This window comes from Streptomyces sp. NPDC093795, assembly GCF_044764665.1.
Taxonomy (GTDB): Bacteria; Actinomycetota; Actinomycetes; order Streptomycetales; family Streptomycetaceae; genus Streptomyces.
The window spans coordinates 48,286-64,818 of the sequence record NZ_JBIWIO010000013.1 but is presented as its reverse complement, the minus strand read 5'-3'; the positions used below and the strand labels follow the sequence as shown (position 1 = coordinate 64,818).

Genomic DNA, 16,533 nt, shown 5'->3' with positions numbered 1-16,533 from the left:
GGGGGGGCCCCCCCCCGGCGGCCTGGGGGGGCGCGGGGGGGGGGGGTTCGCGGGGTGCAACCCGCGCGGGGGGGGGGCCTGCCCCCGCCCGGCACTGGGCGGGCCCCGCGGGTCCCCCCCGGGGGGCCACGGCCGTTTCGGCATGTTCGTACGGGGTCAGAGACGCGTACCGAACCGCAGGACGGTCCTCGACCGGTACTCGCCGCCGGGTCGCAGGACCGTGGACGGGTCACCGGGGCGGTTCGGGGCGTCGGGGAAGTGCTGGGTCTCCAGCGCGACGCCGGCGCCCGACCGGTAGGGCGTACCGCTCTTGCCGAGGACCGATCCGTCGAACTGGCCCGCTGTGTAGACCTGGAGTCCCGGCTCCGTGGTCAGCACCTCCATGCGGCGGCCGGTGGCCGGGGCGTGGAGGACGGCGGCCCGGCGCAGCGTCCCGTCGTCGTGCGGGCTCAGGACGAAGTTGTGGTCGTAGCCGCCGTCCGCGCCGGGACGGGCCTGCGCCTCGCCGATCCTGAGCGGCCGGCGGAGGTCGAACGCGGTGCCGTGCACGGGGCGGTGGTCCCCGGAGGGGATGAGCTCCTCGTCGACCGGCGTGTAGTGGTCGGCGTCGACGGTCAGTTCGTGGTCGAGGATGTCGCCGGCGCCCTCGCCTTCGAGATTGAAGTAGGCGTGGTTGGTCAGGTTGACCGGAGTGGGGGCGTCGGTGACGGCGGCGTACGAGAAGGAGAGTTCGCCGTCGCGGCCGATGAGTAGGCTGACGGTGACGTCGAGGTTTCCCGGGAATCCCTGGTCGCCGTCGGGGCTGCGCAGGTGCAGGAGCACGCCTGTCCGCTCCGGGGTGTGCACGCTTTCGGCTTCCCAGAGCCGGGTGTCGAAGCCGTCGGGTCCGCCGTGCAGGCAGTGGCCGGTCTCCTGTGTGGCCAGCTGGTACGGCGTGCCTTCCAGGGAGAACCGGCCGTGTGCGATGCGGTTGGCGTAGCGGCCGACGGTGGAGCCGAAGTACCGGGCGGTATCGGCCGTCCGGGCCGGGTCGCGCGGAGCCAGGACGACGTCGGCCGGGGTGCCGTGGCGGTCGGGCACCCACAGCGCGTGGAGGCGGGCCCCGCGGGTGTGCACCTCCGCCGTGAGTCCGCCGGGGAAGCCGAAGACCCATCGCTGTCCGGAGTCCGTGGCGGGCAGGCAGACCGGTGGGCCGCCGGTGAAAGGGGGACGGGAGGTCGAGGTCACGGTCGTGGGAGTTCCTTGTCGGGAGTGCGGCACGGCCGGGAAAGGGGGCTGAAGGGCCCCGCTTTCCCGGCCGTGGTCGTGGTGGTCGGTGCTCAGTGGTGAGTTGCCGGTGCTCAGTGGTGAGTTGCCGGTGCTCAGTGGTCCGCTCGGGATCCGCCGAAGAGCCGCTGGAGGATGATGAAGACGAACAGCAGCCCGCCGATGACGATGCGCGTCCACCACGAGCTGAGCGTGCCCTGGAAGCTGATGACGGTCTGGATCAGACCGAGGACCGTCACGCCCAGCGCCGTGCCCAGGACGAAGCCGGAGCCCCCGGTCAGCAGGGTCCCTCCGATGACGGCGGCGGCGATGGCGTCGAGTTCCATGCCGACGGCGTGCAAGGCGTAGCCGGACAGCATGTAGAACGTCAGCAGCAGACCGCCGAGGGCGGAGCACAGACCGCTCACGGCGTACACCGCGACCTTGGTGCGTCCCACGGGCAGGCCCATGAGACGGGCCGAGGACTCGTTGCCGCCCAGTGCGTAGACGGTGCGGCCGAAGCGGGTGTGGTGCAGGACGCCGAAGGCGAGCACCAGAACCACCAGGGCGATGACCACGGCGGGTGAGACGAACAGTCCCCCCGGCAGGAGCACTCGCGTCTGGGCGATCGTCGTGGTCGTCGGGTCGGTGATCGAGAGGGACTCCGTGCTGATCATGTAACAGAGGCCGCGGGCGAGGAACATGCCCGCGAGGGTGACGATGAAGGGCTGGATCTCGAAGGCGTGGATGACCCAGCCCATGAGGGCGCCGCCTCCCGCTCCCACCAGCAGGACCAGGGGCGCCGCCAGGGCGAGCGGCACGCCGTTCTGTTCGACGAGCCAGGCCGTCAGCATGGTCGACAGGGCCACCATGGAGCCGACGGACAGGTCGATGCCCCCGGTGAGGATGACGAACGTCATGCCGATCGCCACGACGAGCAGGAAGCCGTTGTCGATCAGGACGTTGAGCAGGACCTGCGCGGAGAAGAAGCCTTCGTACTGCAGCGAGCCGATCGAGAACATCGCGACCAGCAGGGTGGCCGTCACCATGAGCGGCAAGCGGGTGGCATGCCGTACCGAGAACCGCTGGAGCGGTCCGGTGAGGGAGCTGAGGGTGGTACTCACGGGTGGACCTCCTGCCGGCGGGCTCCCGCGTCGCCGGCCGCGGGGGCCGGGTCCGGGCCGGCCGGCCGGCGACGGTGAGAGAGTCGTGCGCGGAACGCGGGCGACTGGGCGAGACATACGACGATGACGACCAGGGCCTTGAAGACGAGGGTGGTCTCCGGCGGTACGCCGAGGGTGTAGATCGTGGTCGAGAGGGTCTGGATGATGAGCGCGCCCAGGACCGTCCCGCCGAGGGAGAAACGGCCGCCGGTGAGGGCGGTGCCGCCGATGACCACGGCGAGGATCGCGTCCAGCTCGATCCACAGGCCCGCGTTGTTGCCGTCGGCACTGGACACGTTGGAGCTGATCATCAGGCCGGCCACCGCGGCGCACACGGCGCTCACCACGTAGACCATGGTCAGGAGCCCGGCCGCCCGGATGCCGACGAGGCGGCTCGCGACCGGGTTGCCGCCCACCGATTCGATGAGCATGCCGAGCGCGGTCCGCCGGGTGACGAGGGAGGTCACCGCAACGAGGGCCGCGGCGAGCAGGACGGCGAAGGGGAGCGTGAGCCAGTAGCCGCCGCCGATCATCTTGTAGGCGCCGCTGGACACGCTGATGATCTGGCCGTCGGTGATCAGCTGGGCCACGCCCCGCCCCGCGACCATGAGGACCAGCGTGGCGACGATGGGCTGGACGCCGAGCCGGGCGACGAGGAGGCCGTTCAGGAGCCCGATGGCGGCGGCCACGCCGAGCGCCGTCGCGATCGCCGACAGGACGGTGGGCAGGCTCCCGGGGTCCTTCGCGGTGGCGATGTGTTCGCACGCGAGGGCGCCGGCGATGGCGACCGTCGAGCCGACCGACAGGTCGATGCCGCGGGTCGCGATGACCAGCGTCATGCCGAGCGACACCAGGATCAGGGGGGCGCCGAACTGGAGGATGTCGATCAGGCTGCCGTACAGGTGCCCGTTCTGGACGCGTACGGCGAAGAAGTCGTGGGTGAGCGCGACGTTCCCCAGCAACAGGGCGGCCAGCGCGGCGGCGGGCCAGAACAGGCGGTGCTCGGTGAGCCGCCGGGTGCCGGGCGCCCGGGCCGGACGCCCCCCGGCGCCGGTGTCGTCAGGTGGTGTCATGAGGTGGCTCCGGTGGCGATGGCGCCCAGGATCCGGTCGGGCGTCAGGGTCGTGTCGTTGGGGAGGGTGGCGACGAGCCGGTGGTCGCGCAGCACGCCGACCCGGTGGCTCAGCCGCAGCACTTCCTCGAGTTCGGCGGAGATGAAGAGGACCGCGGTGCCCTCCGCGGCCAGGCGGGTGACGAGCTTCCCGATCTCCGTCCTGGCGCCGATGTCGATGCCCCGGGTGGGTTCGTCCAGGATCAGCAGCTCGGGGTCGGTGAGCAGCCATCGGGCGAGCAGCACCTTCTGTTGGTTGCCTCCGCTGAGATTGCGGACCTGGGCCTCGGGATTGGCCGGACGGATGTCGAGGACCTCGGTCCACCGGGCGGCGATCTCGTCCTGGCGGGCGCGGGAGAGGGGTTTGGTCCAGCCGCGTGCGGCTTGCAGGGCCAGCACGATGTTCTCGCGGACCGTGAGTTCGCCGATCAGGCCCTCCGCCTTGCGGTTCTCCGAGCAGAAGGCGATCTTGTGGGCGATCGCGGCGCGCGGCGAGCGCAGGACGGCGCGCTCGCCGTCGATCCGCAGCTCGCCCGCGTCGGCGTGGTCGGCGCCGAAGAGCAGCCGGGCCGCTTCGGTACGTCCGGATCCGAGGAGTCCGGCCAGGCCGATGACCTCACCGCGGTGGATGTCCAGGTCGTACGGCTGGATGGAACCTGCCCGGCCGAGTCCGCGGGCGCTCAGGAAAGGGGCGTCCGTGGAGTCGGGGACGACGACGGTGCCGGTGTCGGACGTCTCGGCCGGTTCGTCCAGGGTGCGCGGTTCGCTGCCGACCATGTGGTGTACGAGGCTGACGGTGGTCAGCTCGTCGATCCGGTACTCGCCTTCGAGGTGGCCGTTGCGCAGGACGGTCACCCGGTCGCACAGGTCGAAGACCTGGTCGAGGAAGTGAGTGACGAAGAGGATCGCGACGCCCCGGTCGCGGAGTCGGCGGACCAGTGCGAACAGCTGGGCGACTTCGTCCCGGTCGAGGCTGGAGGTGGGCTCGTCGAGGACGAGCACCTTCGCCCGGATGTCCACGGCGCGGACGATCGCGACGAGTTGCTGGACGGCGAGGGAGTGCGCGCTGAGCGGCCGGCGGACGTCGAGGTCGAGTTCCAGCTCGGTGATGAGCTGTGCCGCGCGCCGGTGGAGGGCCGACCAGTGGACGAGGCCCAGGCGCCGGGGTTCACGGCCGATGAGGATGTTCTCGGCGACGGAGAGGTTGGGGCACAGGTTCACCTCCTGGTAGACCGTGCTGATTCCGGCGTGCTGGGCTTCCAGGGGTTCGGCGAACCGCTGGGGGGTTCCGTCGACGGTGACCGTTCCCGCGTCGGGCGGGTGGACCCCGGTGAGTACCTTGATGAGGGTCGACTTGCCGGCGCCGTTCTCGCCCATCAGCGCGTGGACCTCGCCCGGGAAGAGGCGCAGGTCCACGCCGTCGAGTGCGAGGACGCCGGGGAAGGCCTTGCGGATGCCGTGGGCCTCCAGGACCGGCCGGCCGGTGGGTGTGGGTGGGGTGGGTGGGGATGCCATCCGCCCTCCTCTCCTGAGGGATCGGGGGCGGCGCGAGGGCCGCCCCCGGTCTGGTGCGGGCGGTGGGTCAGTACTGACGGCCGGGCAGGGCGGCCTCGGCCTGATCCTGGGTGAAGACGCCCTCCTTGACCTCGACCCGTCGCGGGACGCTCTCCCCCGCCGCGACCTTCTTGGCGAGTTCCATGAGCTGGTCGCCGAGGAGCGGGTTGCACTCGACCACCACGTTGATCTTCTTCTCCTTCATGGCGACGAAGGCGTCCTTGATGCCGTCGACGGAGATCACCTTGATGTCGGCGCCCGGCTTCTTCCCCGCCTCCTCGATGGCCTGGATGGCGCCGAGCGCCATGTCGTCGTTGTGGGCGTACAGGACGTCGATGTCCTTGTGGGACTTGAGGAAGGCCTGCATGACCTCCTTGCCCTTGGCTCGGGTGAAGTCCCCGGTCTGGGAGGCGACGACCTTGAACTTGGGGTCGCCCTTGATGGCATCGGCGAAGCCCGCCTTGCGGTCGTTGGCGGGTGCGGAACCCGTGGTGCCCTGGAGCTCGACGAGGTTGACCGGCGCGGACGTGCCCTCGTACTCCTTGACCAGCCACTTGCCCGCCTCCTGTCCCTCCTTGACGAAGTCGGAGCCGAGGAACGTCCGGTAGAGGGAGGTGTCCTGCGAGTCGACCGCGCGGTCGGTGAGGATCACCGGGATACCGGCGTTCTTGGCCTCCTTCAGGACGGTGTCCCAGCCGGACTCCACCACCGGTGAGAAGGCGATGACGTCCACCTTCTGCTGGATGAAGGTGCGGATCGCCTTGATCTGGTTCTCCTGCTTCTGCTGCGCGTCGGAGAACTTCAGCGTGATGCCGGCCTTCTCGGCCGCCTCGCGTACGGACTTGGTGTTGGCGGTACGCCAGCCGCTCTCGGCTCCCACCTGGGCGAACCCGAGCACCAGCTTGCCGTCGGAGGAGCCCTTGCCGGTACCACCGGTGGTGCCGGTGGTCGCGGGCTCGGTGGTGCAGGCGGTCAGCACACTGCCGGCCAGGGCGGCGGCGGCGATGACGCGGAGGGCTCTGTGGGCCATGTCGTGGTTCCTCTCGGGACGTGCGTCGGACCAGGCGGAGCCCAGAAGGAGATGGGCCCGGTGAAGGCGTGTCTGTGCAGGGGTGGTTGAGCCGGGCGGAGGCAGAGCGAAGCGTCGGCCTCGACGAGCGGCGCTGACGAATGCGACACATTGTGAGCGCTAACAGAGCCGTAACTCAAGGGCTTGTACGGCCGTTACCGGTTCTTGATGGGCACACTATCCGCTGGATTGGGACGCTCGTGCGCCATCCGTGGACCCGATGCGGCGACCCTGACATGGGGGATCGACCCGAATATTGTGAGCGTTAACACTTGCTTGGACCACCCCCAAGGGCCGCAACGGGCCACCGAAAGCCCTGCGGAGCGACGCTCGTTGACACGTCCACGGCGTGGTTCGTATCGTCGCGCCATCATTTCGAACAGCATCCGATATACCGAACATCGGGAGTCGTCCCATGTGTTCCACTCGGTCCGGCACCCATGCCAGGGGTGTGAGCCCTCGGGGGCCGGCCGTCGTCCTCGACGCTCCCAGGACGTTCCGCCTCGTCGAGCACACGCCCGGGCAGCCAGGGGCCGGGGAAGCCCTGGTGCGCGTCCATGCCGTCGGGATCTGCGGTAGTGACCGCGACGTCTACCTGGGCCGCCGCCCGGCTCCGTACGTCCGCTATCCGGTCACCCCGGGCCACGAGTGGTCCGGCACCGTCGTCGCCGTGGGCGAGGGCGCGTCCGTTTCCCTGATCGGCCGCAAGGTCGTGGGGGAAGGACTGCGGAACTGTGGGACCTGTGGTCCCTGCCGCGACGGCGAGACCAACCTGTGCACCGCCGGCTACGAGGAGACGGGGTTCACCCTTCCCGGTGCCATGGCCCCCACCCTCGTGCTCCCCGCCCGTCTGCTGCACACGCTCTCGCCGGACGCCGACCTCACCGCCGCCGCGTTCCTCGAACCCGCCGCCCGCGCGGCCGCCGCCGTCCTCAAGGCATGCCCTCTGCCCGGGTCGCGGGTGGCCGTCATCGGGTCCGGCGCCCTCGGTCTGCTCGCCGCGCAGCTCCTCGGCGCCTTCTCCCCGAACGATCTGACGATGGTCGGCACGAGCCCAGACCGAGCCGATCTGTCCCGTCGCTTCGGAGCCACCGCCTACCGGACGTGGGACAACTCCTCCGGTCTCGCCGACTTCGACGTCGTGATCGACGCCGCGGGCTCGACGTCGACCGCGCGCGCCGCGACACCCCTGCTGCGGCCGGGCGGACGCCTGGTTCTCACGGGCATTCCGGTCGCCGGGGCGGAACGACTCGATCCCGCCCACGTCGTCGCACGGCAGCTCTCGATCGGAACCGCCTTCGGAGCCTCCTCCGGAGCCTGGTCCTACGCCGTGAGCGCCTTCTCCGCGGGCCGGCTTACACCGCTCGAACTCCTCACGCACGAGCTGGGCATCGACGAGTTCGAGCGGGCCATGGAGCTCACGGGCGGTGGCGATCCCCGAGTCGGGCGGGTTCTGCTCCGGCCTTAGAGGGCGCGACCAGCCCGACGATGCCGACAAGGCCTGCGGCTCCGCTCGCGGAACTCAGCGCGCCGAGATCGCGTTCGCGCCGATGGTTTCGGCGTACCAACCGGCGCTCGCCTTCGGAGTGCGCAGCTGGGTGGCGTAGTCGACGTGGACCGCGCCGAAGCGCTTCTCGTACCCGTACGCCCACTCGAAGTTGTCCAGCAGGGACCAGAGGAAGTACCCGCGCACGTCGGCTCCGTCGGCGATGGCCCGGTGGACGGCGGCGAGGTGTCCGTGGAGGTAGTCGATCCGGTCGCGGTCGTGGATCCGGCCGTCCGCCGTGGGGACGTCGGGGAAGGCGCCGCCGTTCTCGGTGATCGCCAGCGGGAGCCCGGGATGGGCGCGGGATACGGCCATGAGGAGGTCGTACAGGCCGGTGGGGTCGATGGCCCAGCCCATCTCGGTGGTGTCGCCGGACGGGAGGTGGAAGTTGACGTCCTCGGAGCCGGGCCACGGGGAGTGGTCGCTCTCGCCGTGGGCGTGGTTGACCGCGGCGGCTCCGGGAGTGGGGGCGGAGACGACGGTCGGGGTGTAGTAGTTGATCCCCAGAAGGTCGACGGGTGCGCCGATGGCGGCCTCGTCCCCGGGCCCGACGAGGGCGTCCCAGTCGACGAGGTGGGCGGTGTCGGCGATCAGGTCGGCCGGGTAGCCGCCGGAGAGCATCGGCCCTGTGAAGATCCGGTTGCCGACGGCGTCGATGCGCCGGGCCGCGTCGAGGTCGGCGTGGTCGGAGGTCAGCGCGCGGACCTGGTGGAGGTTGAGGGTGACGGCGACCTGGGCGTCGGCGGGCAGTGCCGCACGGAGCGCGGCGGTGGCGCGTCCGTGGGCGAGGTTCAGGTGGTGGGCGGCGCGGAGCGCGAGCGCGGGGTCGGCGTGGCCGGGGGCGTGGACGCCGGAACCGTAGCCGAGGAAGGCCGAGCACCAGGGTTCGTTGAGGGTGGTCCACAGGGCGACCCGGTCGCCGAGTGCCTCGGCGGCCAGGGTCGCGTACTCGCCGAAGCGTTCGGCGGTCTCGCGCTCGGCCCAGCCTCCCTTGTCCTCCAGGGCCTGGGGGAGGTCCCAGTGGTACAGGGTGGCGACGGGCTGGATCCCGGCGTCGAGGAGTTCGTCGACGAGCCGGCGGTAGAAGTCGAGGCCGGCGGGGTTGGCGGAGCCCTGGCCGTCGGGCTGGACGCGGGGCCAGGACAGGGAGAAGCGGTAGGCCTGGAGGCCGAGCTCGGACATCAGAGCGACGTCGGACCGGTACCGGTGGTAGTGGTCGCAGGCGATGTCTCCGGTGTCGCCGGCCGCGACCTTGCCGGGGGTACGGGAGAAGGTGTCCCAGATGGAGGGGGTGCGGCCGCCCTCGGAAACGGCGCCCTCGATCTGGTAGGCGGCGGTGGCCGCGCCCCACAGGAAGCCGGGCGGGAAGTGCAGTCGGTCGACGGCTGCGGGGATTCCGGCGTTGACGGGCGTTGCGGGCATGACGAGGTGTCCCTTCGTTCGATTCGTTCGATTCGTTCGACAGAGGGTGTGAGGTGGTGGGGAGAGGAGGAGGTCAGCCCTTGACCGCGCCCTGGGTGATGCCGCCGACGATGTGACGGCCGAAGAGGGCGAAGACCAGGAGGAGGGGCAGGGTGCCCATGAGCGCTCCGGCGGTGATCACGGACCAGTCGGTGGACCAGCCGGTTCCCAGTCCGGCGAGGGCGACCTGGACGGTGGGGTTGGTGGAGCCGTTCATGACGATGATCGGCCACAGGAAGTCGTTCCAGGACTGGACGAAGGTCAGCATGCCCAGCACCGCCATCGCCGGGCGGGCGACGGGGAAGACGACGTGCCAGATGACGCGCAGGGAGTTGGCGCCGTCGACACGGGCGGCTTCCAGGAGTTCGGTGGGCAGCGCCTGCGAGAGGAACTGGCGCATGAAGAAGACGCCGAAGGCGGTGACAAGCACGGGCAGGATCAGCGCCCCGAGGTGATTGCCAAGACCCAGGTTCCTGGTGAGGATGAACAGGGGTACGACGCTGAGCTGCGCGGGTACGGCGAGGGTGGACAGGACCAGGCCGAGCATGACCTTCTTTCCGCGGAAGCGGAGTTTGGCGAAGGCGAAACCCGCGAGGACGGAGAAGGTCACCGTGCTGACGGTGACGGCCGCCGCGACGAGCGTGGAGTTGAGCAGGGCGACGCCCATGCCCCGGCCGCCGGCGTTGTCCCACACGTAGGCGAGATTCTTGAACAGGTTGCCGCCGGGCAGCATCGGCGGCGGGCTGGAGACCACCGCGTGGCTGTCGGTGGACGCCGCGACCAGCGTCCAGTACAGCGGGAACAGCGAGGCCAGCGCCGCGAGTCCGAGGACGACGTGGGCGATCGGCCCGGCCCGGTGCTGGCCGCCGGCCTTGCCGGCACGGGCGGGTGGGCGCGGCACGGCCCGGTGGGATCGGCCGGAAACGGGTGTGGTGGTGGTCATGAAGTACTCCACGTCACTGGGAGGCGCGCAGGCGGCGGGTGATCAGCGCGTTGACGAGGCCGATGAGCAGCAGCAGGGCGAACATGATCCAGGCGACCGCGCTGGCGCGCCCGAGCATGCTCGAATGGAAGCCCTGGTCGTACATGAGGATGCCGAGGGTCTCGTACTGGTGGTCGGCGCCGCCCTGGTGACCGCTCTGGCCGCCGAACAGGTACGGCTCGCCGAAGAGTTGGGTGGCTCCGATGGTCGAGACGATCACCGTGAAGAGGATCGTGGGGCGCAGGGCGGGGACCGTGACGTGCAGGAACTGCTGCCAGCGGCTGGCGCCGTCCAGTGCGGCGGCCTCGTACAGCTCGCGCGGCACGGCCTGCATGGCGGCGAGGTAGATCAGGGCGTTGTAGCCGGTCCAGCGCCAGGTGACGATCACGGAGATCGCGAACTGCGAGGTCCAGCGGCCGGCCTCCCACTGCACGGGGCCGGCGCCGAACAGGCCGAGGAGCCAGTTGGCCATGCCGCCCTCGGGGCTGAAGATCAGGGCGAAGACGAGCGTGGCGGCGGCGACGGAGGTGGCGTACGGGGCGAGGAGTGCCGTGCGCAGGAATCCACGGGCGCGCAGCCGGTAGTTGAGCAGGTGGGCGAGGCCCAGCGCCATGAGCAGCTGCGGGATGGTGGCCAGGGCTCCGAGGGTGACGGTGTTGAGGAGCGCGTTCCAGAAGTAGTGGGCGACCTGGCCGGTGAAGAGGTCGGTGTAGTTGCGCAGGCCGACCCATTCGGCTCGGTCGACGTTGTACAGGCTCACCCGGTGCAAGGAGAGCCATCCCGTGTACAGCAGCGGGAAGAGGCCGAAGGCGGCGAAGACGAGGAAGAACGGGGCGACGAGGGCGTACGGCGTGCCCTTGGTGTCCCAGCGGTGCAGGCGACTGCGCCAGGCGGAGGACCCGGAAGGGCGGGCCGGGGGCGGTGGGGTGTCCTGCGGGCCTGTGGGGCCGGTGCGGCTGGGTGCGGTCGTGGAGGCCACGGGCGGTTCCTTCGGTGGTCACGGCCGGTCGCGACGGCGGGGAGAGGGGCGGCCGGCTCCCCGGTGACCGGCCGCCCCCTCCCCCACGGCGGCGGCCGGGGAGAGGCGGGGCGGGGAGCGTTACTGGATGGTGCTGTCGATCTGGCGCACGGTGGCGTTCCACGCCTCTTCCGGGCTCTTGCCGTTCTGCTCCATGAGCAGGACGCCGGTGCCGAAGGCCCCGGTCAGGTCGCCCGCTCGCGGGCCGGTCTCGGCGGGCTTGATGGCCTTGGCCGCGGTGGAGAAGATCAGGCCGGTGGCGGCGTCCGGGCCGATGTAGGCGTTCTTGTAGTCGACGACGCCGGGAAGGTCGTAGGCGGCCTGGTTGGCCGGGATGTTGCCGACCTTCTGGAAGACCTTCGCCTGCTGCTCGGGCGCGGTGAGCCAGGCGACGAGCTTCCTGGCCTCGTCGACGTTCTTGCCGGAGGACGGCACGGCCAGGAAGGACCCGCCCCAGTTACCGGCGGCCGGGGGCTGGGCGATGTTCCACTTGCCCTTGTTGGCCGGGCCGGAGAACTGCTGGATGTTGGCCTGCTGCCAGGAGGGGCAGACGGTGGTGGCGAAGGTGGACTTGGAGAACGCGGTCTGCCAGGGGGTGTCGAACATCTTCAAGCCCTGGCTCGTCTTGCCCTGTACGGCCTTGGCGGCCAGGTCCCAGGCGTTCTTGACGCTCGGCGAGTCCTTGTAGGCGAGCTTGCCGTCCTTGTAGTACTGGACGGCACTGCTGGAGACGACGGCGTTGAACAGCCCACTGGCGCTGTCCATGAAGAAGGTGCCCTCGGGCGCCTTGGCCTGGTACCGCTGGGCCACCTCGACGAACTTCGCCCAGTCGCCGGCCCACAGCTTGCCGACCGATTCCGGGTCGGAGGGCAGGCCCGCTGCCTTGAACAGGTCCTGGCGGTAGCAGATGGCCATCGGGCCGACGTCGGTGCCGAGGCCGATCGTCCTCCCGTCGGCGGTGGTGGCCTGGTCCCACTTCCAGGGGAGGTAGGCCTTCTTGTCGACACCGGGGGCGTCGGAGAGGTCGACGAAGGCGTCGGCCAGGTCCTCGGAGGTGGCCAGGGATATACGGCCGACCTCAAGGGCCTGGACGTCGTCGAGGCCGCCGCCGGAGAGCCGGGTCTGCAGGGCGGTCCAGTAGTTGCCCTCGACGGTCGTCGGGTTCTCCTTGATGGTGATGCCGGGGTTCTGCTTCATGTACGCGTCGTACAGCCCGGCCTCCTGGTACCCGAAGGTCCCGAAGGTGCCGACGGTCAGGGTGGTCTTCCCGTCGGCGGAGGGGGAGCCGCCGTCGCCGGAGGACGAGCAGCCGGTCAGGACGAGCGCCGACGCGAGGGCCGCGGAGGCGAGTACGCCGGAGCGGGTACGGACGCGCGGCAGGGACGGACGGGGCATGGCATCTCCTCGATGCGTCAGGGGGAAAGGCGCGGAGTGCGGAGTGAGAGGTGCGCCGGGCAGGGCCTCGCCTCGGGGGCGGATCGGCGCGGGGGGGCTACGGAGGCCGGGGGGCCTTCGGAAGCCGGGGGGAGGGCGGCACACCCGGAGTCATCCCGATTTGGGAGCGCTCCCAACTGGTGGCATCCGGAACCCTGCCGCCCCTTCGACCGCCTGTCAAGCTCGACGGGCGGGGGCGGCCGGGCGCGGCCCACGGGGGTCCCCGAGGGCATGCCGTCCCGTCACGCGCTGGCGCGGACGACCAGGCGTGTGGGCAGGATCAGCGGAGTGGGGTCCTGTCCGTCGATGAGCGCGACCAGCATGCGCGCCATCTCCCGGCCGAGACCCTCTATGGGCTGGTTCACCGTGGTCAGCGGCGGATCGGCGATCCGGGCCACGTCGAGGTCGTCGAACCCGACCACGGCGACGTCGCCGGGGACCGTCCGGCCGGCTGCGCGCAGCGCGCGCAGCGCGCCGACCCCCATGTTGTCGCTGGCGGCGAACACCCCGTCCAGGTCCGGCTGCCGCGCCAGCAGGGCGGCCATGGCGGCGGCTCCGCCGGCCTCCGTGAAGTCACCGGCCTCCGGCGGGTACGGATCGAGACCCGCCGCCAGCATGGCGTCCCGGTGACCGCGGTACCGGGCGCGCCCGACCTCGGTGTCGAGCAGCCCGCAGATGGTGGCCACCCGGGTCCGCCCGGCCGCGAGCAGGTGCTCGGTCGCCGCGCGCGCTCCGCCGACGTTGTCGACGTCCACATACCACCGGGGGTCTAAACCGACGGGCCGCCCGCCGAACACGACGGGCATGTCCGCCTCCTGGGCCATGCGGGCCAGCGGATCGTCCTCGCGCAGCGCCATCAGCATCACCCCGTCGGCCCCCTTGGACCGAAGAAGCTGTTCCACGCGTTTTCGGCCGCGGTCGGAGGCGGCCAGGCACAGCATCAGGTGGAGATCGGCCTCGTCCAGGGCCGCCGAGGCCCCCACGATCACCTGGGCGAAGAACGGATCCGCGAAGATCGACGGGTCCTCCCCCGAGACGACCAAGGCGGCCGCGCCCGTCTGACGGGTCGCCAGCGCGCGGGCGGTCGGGTTCGGCACGTAGCCGAGCCGGTGGACGGCCCGTTCGACCGCCTCGCGTTTGGCGCGGCTGACGTGGGGCGCGTTGTTGAGTACGCGGGAGGCCACCGACCTCGACACACCGGCCAGTTCGGCCACTTCGTCGAGCGTCGACTGCCGGCGCGGCACACCTTCCGCCATGTTCTGCCTTCCTGTGACGAGCAGTACGCGAAAAAACTGGAAGCGCTTCCAGTTTCAGGACTGTAAAGCTTTCCGGCCATTGTGTGAAGTGCTGGTCAAGAAGCGCTACTTGACAGGCGGGCAAGCGCGTCACACGATACCGGCCACACCCCGAGGCCGCCGGAGAGTCGACTGGGACCGCTTCCAGTGGGAGCGCTTCCACGGACTCCGCAGGTCCAAGGGCACCCCGTACCACCGCACTTCCTCAGTGCGCCGCCCCCTCAGGACGAGAGTGGGCGGCGCGTCCGCCGTCAGGAAACCGAGGTACCGTCATGCGCCGCCGAATCCGCGCCCTCGCCGCAGCCTTCCTCGCGCTGCCGCTGGCACTCACCGCCGCCCCGTCCGCCCACGCGGCCGACCCGACCACCATGACCAGCGGGTTCTACGTGGACCCGAACTCCTCCGCCAAGCAGTGGGTCGCCGCCAACCCTGGCGACGGCCGGACGCCCGCGATCAACGGGTCCCTCGCCAACACCCCCCAGGCCCGCTGGTTCGGCGCGTGGAGCGGCACCATCGGCACAGCGACGGGCGCGTACGTGGGGGCGGCCGACCACGCGGACAAGCTGCCCATCCTCGTCGCCTACAACATCCCCCTCCGCGACTCCTGCGGCGGGCACTCCGGAGGCGGTGCCTCCTCGCCGTCCGCGTACGCGAGCTGGATCGCACAGTTCGCCGGCGGGATCGCCAACCGCCCGGCCGTCGTCATCCTCGAACCGGACGCCCTCGCGGACTCCGGCTGCCTGAACCCGACCCAGATCCGCGAACGACAGACCATGATCAGCGGCGCCGTCTCCGAGTTCAACCGCCAGGCACCCAACGCCTGGCTCTACCTCGACGCCGGCAACCCCGGCTGGGTGAGCCCGGCGGACATGGCCCAGCGCCTCCACGCCGGCGGCCTCCGGCAGGCCCACGGCTTCTCCCTCAACGTCTCGAACTACTACACCACCGCCCAGAACACCGCCTACGGCAACGCCGTCAACGGCGAACTGGGCGCCCGCTACGGCTACACCAAGCCGTTCGTCGTCGACACCAGCCGGAACGGCAACGGCTCCAACGGCGAGTGGTGCAACGCGGCGGGCCGCCGCATCGGCACGCCCACCCGGCTGGGCGGCGGCGCCGAGATGCTCCTGTGGATCAAGGCACCGGGCGAGTCCGACGGCAACTGCGGCGTCGGAGCGGGATCCTCGGCCGGACAGTTCCTCCCCGAGGCCGCCTACAAGATGATCTACGGCTACTGAGCCGCGGCGCACCCACCCACCCCCCATCCATCGACCAGGAGCCTCCATGAAGCCACGCACCCTACGGCGTCGCGTGACCGCCGCACTCGCGGCGGCCGCCGCCTGTGCCGCCCTGACCGTGACGCAGGGGCAGGCGCAGGCCGCACCCACGCGGGACGGTGTGCTCACCCCGGCCACGAAGTTCTACGTGGACCCGCTCAGCAAGGCGGCCAAGCAGGCTGTCGTCGACGCCAGGAACGGCGACTTCGCGAACGCCGCGAACATGGCCAAGCTCGCGAGCCACCCGCAGGCCGAGTGGTTCACCGAGGGCACCCCCGACGAGGTCCGCGCGAAGGTCGACGGGCTCGTCCGCAAGGCCCGAGTGGTCGGCAGGACCCCCCTCCTGGTCGCCTACAACGTGCCGGGCCGCGACTGCTCGCAGTACTCCAGCGGCGGAGCCGCGTCCTCCGCCGCGTACCGGAAGTGGATCGACGCCTTCGCCGCAGGGATCGGCGACCGCAAGGCGGTGGTCGTCGTCGAACCCGACGGCCTGGCCCTCCTCCCCCGGGACTGCGGGCCCGCCGTGGACCCGACCGGTGAGCTCACGGCGACCCGTACCGCCGACCTCGCGTACGCCGTCAGAACGCTCAAGTCCAAGCCCCGCACAGCGGTCTACCTCGACGCGGGCAACGTCCTGTGGCGACCCGTCGGTGACATGGCCCAGCGACTCCTCGACGCCGGCGTCCGGTACAGCGACGGCTTCTCCCTCAACGTCTCCAACACCCACCCCACCGACCACAACACCAGGTACGGCACCTGGATCGCGAAATGCATGTGGCTCGCCACCGAAGGACCCGACTGGGCCCGCGGCCACACCGACTGGTGCGCCACGCAGTACTACTCGCCCGCCGCGCCCAACGACGGCACCCCCGGCAACGCCGTCGACTCCGCCGACCCCACCACCTGGCGCTGGACCGACGCCTGGTTCGACCAGAACGCGGGCACCCCGCCCACCGACGCACTGCACCATTTCGTCATCGACACCAGCCGCAACGGACTGGGCGCCTGGACCCCGGAGCCCGGCAAGTACAGCGGCGACCCGGAGATCTGGTGCAACGCGCCCGGCCGCGGCCTCGGCCCGCGCCCCACCGCCGACACCGGTGCACCGCTCGTCGACGCCTACCTCTGGATCAAGATCCCCGGCGAGTCCGACGGCAGCTGCACCCGCAACACCGGCGGCACCATCGACCCCGAGTACGGCATCGTCGACCCGCCGGCCGGCGCCTGGTGGCCGGCCCAGGTCCACTCCCTGGCCCGTAACGCGGCACCGCGGCTGACGTTCAACCGCTGAGCTCCGTCCACGCCCGCCCCCGCCCGGCCACGAGAAGGCGCTCACTCGTGGCCGGGCGCGACTCGCACGCCGGGTCGGGAAGTGTCG

Annotated in this window: 13 protein-coding genes; 3 read left to right on the top strand and 10 right to left on the bottom strand. The window is 71.0% G+C overall.

What is annotated here, in order from left to right:
- Window positions 1-156: 156 nt before the first annotated feature.
- The 5 genes from ACIRB7_RS29615 to ACIRB7_RS29595 all read right to left on the bottom strand — a co-directional run bounded on the left by ACIRB7_RS29615 (window position 157) and on the right by ACIRB7_RS29595 (window position 6,103).
- On the bottom strand, window positions 157-1,179 hold the full coding sequence (locus ACIRB7_RS29615) for an aldose epimerase family protein (protein WP_403605040.1): 1,023 nt from the start codon (window positions 1,177-1,179) through the stop codon (window positions 157-159).
- A 182-nt stretch (window positions 1,180-1,361) separates the two neighbouring features.
- Window positions 1,362-2,369: a galactofuranose ABC transporter, permease protein YjfF gene (yjfF, locus tag ACIRB7_RS29610; RefSeq protein ID WP_403604541.1), complete on the bottom strand. Its 1,008-nt coding sequence runs from the start codon at window positions 2,367-2,369 to the stop codon at window positions 1,362-1,364.
- Window positions 2,366-3,481 carry an ABC transporter permease gene (locus tag ACIRB7_RS29605; RefSeq protein ID WP_403604538.1) on the bottom strand — a complete coding sequence of 372 codons (1,116 nt, stop codon included), beginning with the start codon at window positions 3,479-3,481 and terminating at the stop codon, window positions 2,366-2,368. Before ACIRB7_RS29605 ends, yjfF begins: the two co-directional genes overlap by 4 nt.
- Window positions 3,478-5,034 (bottom strand): sugar ABC transporter ATP-binding protein, encoded by a 1,557-nt coding sequence (locus tag ACIRB7_RS29600; protein WP_403604535.1) that lies wholly within the window; start codon window positions 5,032-5,034, stop codon window positions 3,478-3,480. Before ACIRB7_RS29600 ends, ACIRB7_RS29605 begins: the two co-directional genes overlap by 4 nt.
- 67 nt (window positions 5,035-5,101) lie before the next feature.
- A complete protein-coding gene (locus ACIRB7_RS29595) occupies window positions 5,102-6,103 on the bottom strand; it encodes an ABC transporter substrate-binding protein (RefSeq protein WP_403604533.1) in 1,002 nt (333 codons plus the stop codon).
- Between the two features lie 454 nt (window positions 6,104-6,557).
- On the opposite strand from ACIRB7_RS29595, the gene ACIRB7_RS29590 reads away from it, so the two are divergent.
- Window positions 6,558-7,610, top strand: a complete 1,053-nt coding sequence (locus tag ACIRB7_RS29590) for a zinc-binding dehydrogenase (RefSeq protein ID WP_403604530.1) — start codon at window positions 6,558-6,560, stop codon at window positions 7,608-7,610.
- Window positions 7,611-7,664: 54 nt separating this feature from the next.
- Here the strand turns inward: ACIRB7_RS29590 and ACIRB7_RS29585 are convergent, their stop codons facing one another.
- The 5 genes from ACIRB7_RS29585 to ACIRB7_RS29565 form a co-directional block, all read right to left on the bottom strand.
- On the bottom strand, window positions 7,665-9,110 hold the full coding sequence (locus ACIRB7_RS29585) for a GH1 family beta-glucosidase (protein ID WP_403604527.1): 1,446 nt from the start codon (window positions 9,108-9,110) through the stop codon (window positions 7,665-7,667).
- 73 nt (window positions 9,111-9,183) lie between these two features.
- Window positions 9,184-10,092: a carbohydrate ABC transporter permease gene (locus tag ACIRB7_RS29580; protein WP_403604524.1), complete on the bottom strand. Its 909-nt coding sequence runs from the start codon at window positions 10,090-10,092 to the stop codon at window positions 9,184-9,186.
- A gap of 13 nt (window positions 10,093-10,105) precedes the next feature.
- Complete coding sequence (locus ACIRB7_RS29575; protein ID WP_403604521.1) at window positions 10,106-11,110, bottom strand: carbohydrate ABC transporter permease; 1,005 nt, start codon at window positions 11,108-11,110, stop codon at window positions 10,106-10,108.
- 120 nt (window positions 11,111-11,230) lie between these two features.
- Window positions 11,231-12,544: an extracellular solute-binding protein gene (locus ACIRB7_RS29570; protein WP_403604518.1), complete on the bottom strand. Its 1,314-nt coding sequence runs from the start codon at window positions 12,542-12,544 to the stop codon at window positions 11,231-11,233.
- A gap of 281 nt (window positions 12,545-12,825) precedes the next feature.
- Window positions 12,826-13,839, bottom strand: a complete 1,014-nt coding sequence (locus tag ACIRB7_RS29565) for a LacI family DNA-binding transcriptional regulator (protein WP_403604515.1) — start codon at window positions 13,837-13,839, stop codon at window positions 12,826-12,828.
- A 311-nt stretch (window positions 13,840-14,150) separates the two neighbouring features.
- On the opposite strand from ACIRB7_RS29565, the gene ACIRB7_RS29560 reads away from it, so the two are divergent.
- On the top strand, window positions 14,151-15,116 hold the full coding sequence (locus ACIRB7_RS29560) for a glycoside hydrolase family 6 protein (RefSeq protein ID WP_403604512.1): 966 nt from the start codon (window positions 14,151-14,153) through the stop codon (window positions 15,114-15,116).
- 46 nt (window positions 15,117-15,162) lie between these two features.
- Window positions 15,163-16,446 carry a glycoside hydrolase family 6 protein gene (locus ACIRB7_RS29555; protein ID WP_403604509.1) on the top strand — a complete coding sequence of 428 codons (1,284 nt, stop codon included), beginning with the start codon at window positions 15,163-15,165 and terminating at the stop codon, window positions 16,444-16,446.
- Window positions 16,447-16,533 lie beyond the last annotated feature (87 nt).

What these genes read in the sequence shown, in the direction of transcription:
- ACIRB7_RS29585 (WP_403604527.1), bottom strand. Translation starts at nt 9,110, where the DNA reads ATGCCCGCAACGCCCGTCAACGCCGGAATCCCCGCAGCCGTCGACCGA.
- ACIRB7_RS29595 (WP_403604533.1), bottom strand. Translation starts at nt 6,103, where the DNA reads ATGGCCCACAGAGCCCTCCGCGTCATCGCCGCCGCCGCCCTGGCCGGC.
- ACIRB7_RS29600 (WP_403604535.1), bottom strand. Translation starts at nt 5,034, where the DNA reads ATGGCATCCCCACCCACCCCACCCACACCCACCGGCCGGCCGGTCCTG.
- ACIRB7_RS29570 (WP_403604518.1), bottom strand. Translation starts at nt 12,544, where the DNA reads ATGCCCCGTCCGTCCCTGCCGCGCGTCCGTACCCGCTCCGGCGTACTC.
- ACIRB7_RS29565 (WP_403604515.1), bottom strand. Translation starts at nt 13,839, where the DNA reads ATGGCGGAAGGTGTGCCGCGCCGGCAGTCGACGCTCGACGAAGTGGCC.
- ACIRB7_RS29555 (WP_403604509.1), top strand. Translation starts at nt 15,163, where the DNA reads ATGAAGCCACGCACCCTACGGCGTCGCGTGACCGCCGCACTCGCGGCG.
- ACIRB7_RS29590 (WP_403604530.1), top strand. Translation starts at nt 6,558, where the DNA reads ATGTGTTCCACTCGGTCCGGCACCCATGCCAGGGGTGTGAGCCCTCGG.
- ACIRB7_RS29560 (WP_403604512.1), top strand. Translation starts at nt 14,151, where the DNA reads ATGCGCCGCCGAATCCGCGCCCTCGCCGCAGCCTTCCTCGCGCTGCCG.
- ACIRB7_RS29580 (WP_403604524.1), bottom strand. Translation starts at nt 10,092, where the DNA reads ATGACCACCACCACACCCGTTTCCGGCCGATCCCACCGGGCCGTGCCG.
- ACIRB7_RS29605 (WP_403604538.1), bottom strand. Translation starts at nt 3,481, where the DNA reads ATGACACCACCTGACGACACCGGCGCCGGGGGGCGTCCGGCCCGGGCG.